The sequence below is a fragment of the Pseudomonas sp. SWRI179 genome, from assembly GCF_014268705.1.
Taxonomy (GTDB): Bacteria; Pseudomonadota; Gammaproteobacteria; order Pseudomonadales; family Pseudomonadaceae; genus Aquipseudomonas; species Aquipseudomonas zanjanensis.
This window is the reverse complement of the sequence record NZ_JABWRA010000067.1, coordinates 21455-27557: the sequence shown is the minus strand read 5'-3', so window position 1 is coordinate 27557 and position 6103 is coordinate 21455. Positions and strand designations below refer to the sequence as shown.

At 55.2% G+C, this 6103-nt stretch carries 8 protein-coding genes and 1 pseudogene; 7 read left to right on the top strand and 2 right to left on the bottom strand.

Translation table 11 applies throughout. The features are described from left to right. Nucleotides 1-171: 171 nt before the first annotated feature. Nucleotides 172-408 carry a hypothetical protein gene (locus HU767_RS25895; RefSeq protein ID WP_186730825.1) on the top strand — a complete coding sequence of 79 codons (237 nt, stop codon included), beginning with the start codon at nucleotides 172-174 and terminating at the stop codon, nucleotides 406-408. Nucleotides 409-414: 6 nt separating this feature from the next. Beyond that, nucleotides 415-816 (top strand): hypothetical protein, encoded by a 402-nt coding sequence (locus tag HU767_RS25890; RefSeq protein ID WP_186730824.1) that lies wholly within the window; start codon nucleotides 415-417, stop codon nucleotides 814-816. 626 nt (nucleotides 817-1442) lie between these two features. Here HU767_RS25890 and HU767_RS25885 read toward each other — a convergent pair. After that, nucleotides 1443-1715 carry a hypothetical protein gene (locus HU767_RS25885; protein ID WP_003184161.1) on the bottom strand — a complete coding sequence of 91 codons (273 nt, stop codon included), beginning with the start codon at nucleotides 1713-1715 and terminating at the stop codon, nucleotides 1443-1445. Nucleotides 1716-2077: 362 nt separating this feature from the next. On the opposite strand from HU767_RS25885, the gene HU767_RS25880 reads away from it, so the two are divergent. The 4 genes and pseudogenes from HU767_RS25880 to HU767_RS25870 all read left to right on the top strand — a co-directional run bounded on the left by HU767_RS25880 (nucleotide 2078) and on the right by HU767_RS25870 (nucleotide 4595). After that, a complete protein-coding gene (locus tag HU767_RS25880) occupies nucleotides 2078-2773 on the top strand; it encodes a hypothetical protein (RefSeq protein ID WP_186704608.1) in 696 nt (231 codons plus the stop codon). After that, on the top strand, nucleotides 2770-3690 hold the full coding sequence (locus tag HU767_RS25875; protein ID WP_186730823.1) for a hypothetical protein: 921 nt from the start codon (nucleotides 2770-2772) through the stop codon (nucleotides 3688-3690). The genes HU767_RS25880 and HU767_RS25875 overlap by 4 nt, the downstream gene beginning before the upstream one ends. A gap of 504 nt (nucleotides 3691-4194) precedes the next feature. After that, nucleotides 4195-4308 (top strand): annotated as a pseudogene (locus HU767_RS28980) (3-oxoacyl-ACP synthase); the annotation flags it as partial. A gap of 35 nt (nucleotides 4309-4343) precedes the next feature. Next, the gene (locus HU767_RS25870; protein WP_346343481.1) at nucleotides 4344-4595 is read left to right on the top strand and encodes a HigA family addiction module antitoxin; all 252 of its coding nucleotides are present in this window, start codon (nucleotides 4344-4346) and stop codon (nucleotides 4593-4595) included. Between the two features lie 155 nt (nucleotides 4596-4750). Here HU767_RS25870 and HU767_RS25865 read toward each other — a convergent pair whose 3' ends face one another. Further along, nucleotides 4751-5482 carry a thioredoxin family protein gene (locus tag HU767_RS25865; RefSeq protein WP_186730822.1) on the bottom strand — a complete coding sequence of 244 codons (732 nt, stop codon included), beginning with the start codon at nucleotides 5480-5482 and terminating at the stop codon, nucleotides 4751-4753. 185 nt (nucleotides 5483-5667) lie between these two features. On the opposite strand from HU767_RS25865, the gene HU767_RS25860 reads away from it, so the two are divergent. Beyond that, nucleotides 5668-6060 (top strand): transcriptional regulator, encoded by a 393-nt coding sequence (locus tag HU767_RS25860; RefSeq protein ID WP_186730821.1) that lies wholly within the window; start codon nucleotides 5668-5670, stop codon nucleotides 6058-6060. The last annotated feature ends 43 nt before the right edge of the window (nucleotides 6061-6103 follow it).

Below are 6103 nucleotides of genomic sequence, written 5' to 3'. Positions count from 1 at the left end.
GCCTTACCCCATGCTGATGAAAACACGTCGATCAGCAAGGGCTGAGGTCAGGAAGAATGGACACCCGAAGAAGGTTAAGTAAGTGCCATTCAAATCTGTCCCCTTTTTTGGTCCCCTTTTTTGTCGTCCCCTTTTTTGTCCCCTTTTTTTCATAATTCGGAGATAAAGTTGGTGGATGGGTTCTATCAGGCCGAAGGAACTCCATTTAAATTTTCAGAGTACTATTACAACCGTTTGTGGGCAACTGGACGTGGCGCGCCATTTGCTCAGGCTGATGAGGTTCTGAAAACAGCAACAACCATCACGACGGACAGGAAGGATGGTTTTTATAGATATACTAATGGATCAATGGAAATGGTTTATAATCCCGATACAAAAGAAGTTTGGCATATTCAGCCCTTAAGGTAGCTTGTTATGTGTGAAAAGTATTTTCGTATTGTTTATTATTTATTCTTGCGTAAGGGGTGGCGGCGGATTTCCATTTTAGAGTCATGTATAAGTTATTCTGATGGGGCAGAGGTGTTTTCGGAGGATCTTTTACGTAATGAATTCATGACTTATGAAAAGATTTTCTCATCGGAGTGTGAAGGATACGTGCTCGATTTGTTCAGAAAGTTTATGTCTGAGTTGGGTGAGGTGAGGCTTGAGGACTCTGGGGAGGTTTTAGATGTGTTGGAGTTGATGCAGAGTATTTGCGCCACGGCGTTGTGGAAGTTTAACTGTGAGTTACCTCCTGAGATGGATTATTTTGTTAGGGAGTTTGATCGATTGGATGATCCTGAAGAGAAGGAAAGATTGTATATGTCAGCACAATAGGATGGAGAAGGAGGGCTGGGAAACTAAGAAAAATGGGACAGATTTGAATGACACTTACTTAACCTTCTTCGGGTGCCCATTCTTCCTGACCTCAGCCCTTGCTGATCGACGTGTTTTCATGAGGAAAAACGGGGACATACCACGTTTTCTGTTTTGTATTATTGATTGACTGAAACAGTAGGGAATAAAAAGGGGCGATGTGAATGGCGCTTACTGGCTAACTAGCTGATATACCTGCAAAAAACGGCGGACCTTGGACTACGGCTCTTCAGGGTAGACCACATATCTGTGTAGATTTTAGATGTGAAACTTGGTTGGTACCCAAGAGCCCCGATCTGCGGGTTTGCTCGCGAGGATGTTGATTTGTTGCAGGCAGGTAGGAAAGCTCGCTTTTCGTGTGATTCATCCCCTGGACAGTTCGGTCATCCTCTTGGCGCGTGCGAATACTTCCATCGCTTTGGCGATGTAGCTTGCATCGTCGGTTTCCCGGGCATCTCTCATGACTCCGCAATAGCCTCTGGAGTGCTGAGATATTCTGCGGGGTCAAACTCTGTAAAGGTCTCAATCATGTTGCTCTCCGCACATGTGAAAAACGGGCGATCCTTAGCAAAGGTCGCCCGTTTTCATTACTCCGCTGCCTGCGCTCGCAACCGCCTCCCAATCACGTCCATCACATCACACCCATCGCGCAACGCTATCGTCAGCATCTTGCAAAAGTCAGAAAGCACCACCGTATCGGAGCTGATATCGGAACGGAACGCGATGTTTTCCAGCAGTTGAGTCACGGTGCGGATGCGGTAGTCGGCGGTTTCGAAGAGGACGTCGAGTGGGGCTTCGGTGTCGATGAGCAGGGTGGCCGGGGTGCAATCGATTCCGGTGATGGGCATGTATCTGGTCATAATCAGAGCCTCGAAAGTTGATGAGCCTCTCTGTAGATCGGGTCGCCAAACCCGGTCGCCTTTTCGGGGGACGAGGGACTATAGGCTGGCCCGCTCCGGTGCCACAAGACACCGCTTTCCGAGCTTCATGTAGGACGTTTGGCCTGGAATTTGTCGGCTTAAAGCGGGCGACTGCTGCGCAGTCGAGCGGGAGCAAGCTCCCTCGCCACGGGGTGGTTCGATCTCAACTGGAACGCCGCTTTGCACACCGTTTTACCGAACGTGCTGAACCACGGTTAAAAATATATCAATGTGCCACTAATCATTTTCCCGCCCCTGCCGACATAAGCAACATCATTTTTAATCATAAGGACTTGGATTACATGCCTTTTCATACGCTTCGCACCCTGGCGGCACTGACATTGCTTGCCTGCTTGACGCTCACCGGATGCGCCCATGTTCAACCACCGGTGCCGCTGGACCATCAATTCTGGGATGCCAAGGAACCAACGATCGGGGTGGCGATTTCCGTGGTGCCGGAACCTGTGCTGGCCTTGACCGGCAACCAGGGCATTCTGGATCTGGCCATCAACACGGGCGTCAACAGCAAGCTCAGCGACAATGTCGAAAAATGGCAAGTGCGCGACCTCAACACGTTGCCCGATGTCATTGTTGCCAAGTTGCAGGCCAAGGGTTACAAGGCCAAAAGAATCAACGACCCCGTTGACCTGAAATCCTATAAAGAGGTGAGCTTCCGCGAAGGCTACACGGTCCGCGACCTGACCCCGATCAAGGCGACTTACGGCGTCGATCGCCTGCTCTTGGTCAACATCCTGGGCACCGGGGCCACTCGCAGTTATTACAGCATTGTGCCTACCAGCGTTCCGATGGCGCAGGTGGGCGGGCAGGGCATGGTCGTCGATCTGGCCGATAACAAACTGCTGTGGTTCAAACCTTTTTCGGTGGTGCAGGCGGCTCAGGGCGAGTGGGACGAGCCGACCTACACTAATCTGACCAACGCCTTCTATCAGGCGATGGACACCAGCCGTCAGCAAATGATCACCCCGTTCGAACAATGAAGTGCTCGCCAATATCGGTCAGCGCGCTGCTTTTGCTGATGCTGGCTGGCTGCGCGCAGAAGCCGGCGCCGCAGACCGGTTTCAAGTCGCAAGAGGCGGTGTCCTACATCCAGGCCCATGGGGTCAAAGTGGATATGCAACAGCCTCAGGCATTCGTCGGTGCCAGCACGGTGATCGACGCTGAGAGCGCACAGAAAGCCGCGTCGTCGAGTCATAATCTGATCGCGAGTTCCGGCAACAGCGCCGGTCTTGCCGGTTTGCTGGTTGCCAGCTTGATCAACACCCAGATGGGCAGCGGCAGTTTGCAGCGGGATGCGGAAAACGCCGCCGCTAAGGAGTCGCGCCCGATGGCAGACTTGCTTGCAGGCGTGCCGTTGCAGGAGCGTCTGCAACAGCGTTTCCAGCAGGCTTCGCTAACCGCGGGCCTCAAGCAGGGGAGCGGGGACGTCAGCGCGCGACTGGTGATAGAACCGAAAATGATGCTCACACCCGATCGCGGTAGTTTTGTGCTGATCAATCAGGTGCAGGTTCAGGACATCGCCGGCTCCGCGCTGTATCGCATGCGCATCGAAGTCACCAGCCAGCCGATTCGACGCTGCGGCAAACGTTGTATCGATGACGGCGATCTGGACCTGGCGCAAGTCACGGCGGTGCTCGACGAGTGCATCGACGAGTCGATGCGAGTGCTGGCCACTGACCTGATGTTAGCGCCGCCGCCGGAAGCCGCTCAGGAAACCTTGCGCTATGTGCTCGACGGCCAACGTGTGGTCGAGCGTGGTTATCAACTGCCCAACAACGGCAATTACTGGCGCTACCGTAACCTTTACGGCGCGGTGAAATCAGTGCCGGTGCCGTTCGAGGACGCCTTGACGGGGGAGCAGTTGGAGAGGGTCTACGGCGCACCCCCTCGCCGTTAAAAACACCTGCCCCGCGTCATTCAACCTGTTTCGCTCGTGCAGATAACCAACGACGGCTACCACTCTGGCGAGGATGGCAGTGGTAGTTGTCGGCTTGGCTCAGGCAAAGCAAGCGACTGCTGCGCAGTCGAGCGGGAGCAAGCTCCCTCGCCACGGGGCGGTGTTCGGCTTGAAGATTGTGCTTATCCGCATCAGTAGCCGCAGGGCTTGGCCTCTTAGTGTCCGTAGGGGGGGGTAAGTCCTCGTTTCTTCCACTACGCGCTGTTTTGTCATCTGTCTATTTGTAGGAAGTTTCAACCTTCGAGCGGGATCCTTCGTACTTCTGTACGGGACGCGTCTGATTTCAGAAGGACGGTTTCGACAGTAGTCTCTTTGGTCAGAGGTGCGCCGCGTCGAACCATTGGCCCGATAAGTATGTGGCTGGCGCGGTTGGCTACACCGAACGGCGAGGCGATGAGATCTGCATGTCTCCGCGCGATAGCTACGAAATAGGAGGCATACGTTATGTCGGAAACATCGAAAACCGATTGGGAGCGCTTGGGCAAGATGAACGACTTGGACATCGATACCAGCGATATACCCCCGCTAGACGGGGATTTTTTCCGCCGCGCCAAGCTGATGAACATGCATAACCCTCCCCATCCGGGGAGTTCATTACCGAGATTTATCTGGAGCCGAACGGCATCAGCGGCCGTGAGCTGGCGGAAAAGCTCGGTGTAGCCCCCTCGACACTGAGCCGTGTCTTGAAGGGCTCTAGCCGCGTGTCGCCCGAAATGGCATTGCGGTTGTCTGTAGCGCTTGGCCGTTCGCCGGAGAGTTGGCTAGCCAAGCAGGATGCTTACGATCTGTGGGTGGCTCGTCAGCATGTTGATTTGTTGCTGGTAAGAAAACTCGCTTTTGCCTGAATCAACCTCGAATGTCGCCGGACGTGTGGATCCGAGACAGACCAATCGAGATCGGCTGTCTTTTTAATTGTGGCCTGACCCAGTTCTTGTTTGGAGTTAGTCGAACAACACCTTTTGTGGCGAGGGGATCGTGCTCGACTGTGTGGGTGGGCGCATCAACTGTGGCAGCAACCACGCGGCTTGGCCTCTTCGTATTTATCGTGATGCCGCACCCAGTCCATGATTTCGTCTTCGTTGCGGCCTTTGGGCGTCAGGTCGAGGTAGTTGTAAGTGCCGACCAGGATGTCCAAACCGCGAGCGTAGGTGGAGTAGGTGTGGAAGATGTCGCCGGCTTCGTTGCGATAGAAGACGCTCAGGCCTGGGAGTTCGCCTTCGGTGGTGTCGGTTTTTTCGTAGTTGTAGGTGGCGTTTCCGGCGGCGGTGTCTTCGGCTTTGAAGCTGACGCCGAAGTCGTAGTTGAAGTCGCAGCCTTCTGACGAGACCCAATCGAAGGTCCAGCCCATGCGGCGCTTGAACGGTTGGAATTCGCCGAAGGGCGCGCGGGAGACGGCGACCACGGCGACGTCGTGGTGGGCCAGGTGTTGGTTGGCACCGTCGATGTGGTCGGAGAGGAAAGAGCAGCCCTGGCAGCCTTCGGTCCAGCCGGGGCCGAACATGAAGTGGTAGATGATCAGTTGGCTGCGGCCGCCGAACAGGTCGGCCAGGCTCAGTTCGCCGTGGGGGCCTTGGAAGCGGTAGGGTTTGTCGATTTTTACCCAGGGCAGGGCGCGGCGTTCGGCGCTGAGTTTGTCCCGTTCGCGGGTGAAGGCTTTTTCGTGGGCCAGGTGCTGGCGGCGGGCGGCGAGCCATTCCTCCCGCGAGACGACTGGATGATTCTCTACGTTCATGGTGATTTCTCCTGTAGGCAGTTGCTCAAGTCGGCGCTTCACTGATTGGTCGTTTGGCCTGGGGTGAATTCGACAGGCCGTTGGTCGGCTGGCGGGATGGCTCGTCCGCCAACCCGGCTGAACGGTGGCGTGGCGCCTCGGTCACAACCTAGGTAGGCATCTCACTCTTTAGAGGATGGACCAGGATGACGACTTATAACTGGGACTTGATCGAACGGTTGTTGCACGAAGTGCAGAACGGCGCTGGCCACAGTTTTACCCCTCGGCCCTATGCGGAGCAGTACGCGGCGGCAAAAGCGGCTGAAGGCGAGGAAATCGAGAACCTCGATCATCTGAAAGCGGTCGCCGGGGAGTATGAAAAGTTACTTCTGGAGCGTGGCTATATCGAGCCGCGGCCGGAGGAGGAGGGCGGCAACGGCGAGAATTTTGTGCTGACGCCGCGTGGCTCGCGGTTGTTGAGCCTGATCGACAGCAGCATTCCGGGCAATGATCATCCACGCGAGGTGTTGGATGAACAGGAGGATGCGCTGGATGAGCTTACCTTTGATGAAGTGGCTTCGAAGGCGCAGATTGCCTAGCGCCGAGAGCAGATTTTTGTGGGAGCGGGCTTGCTCGCGAAGG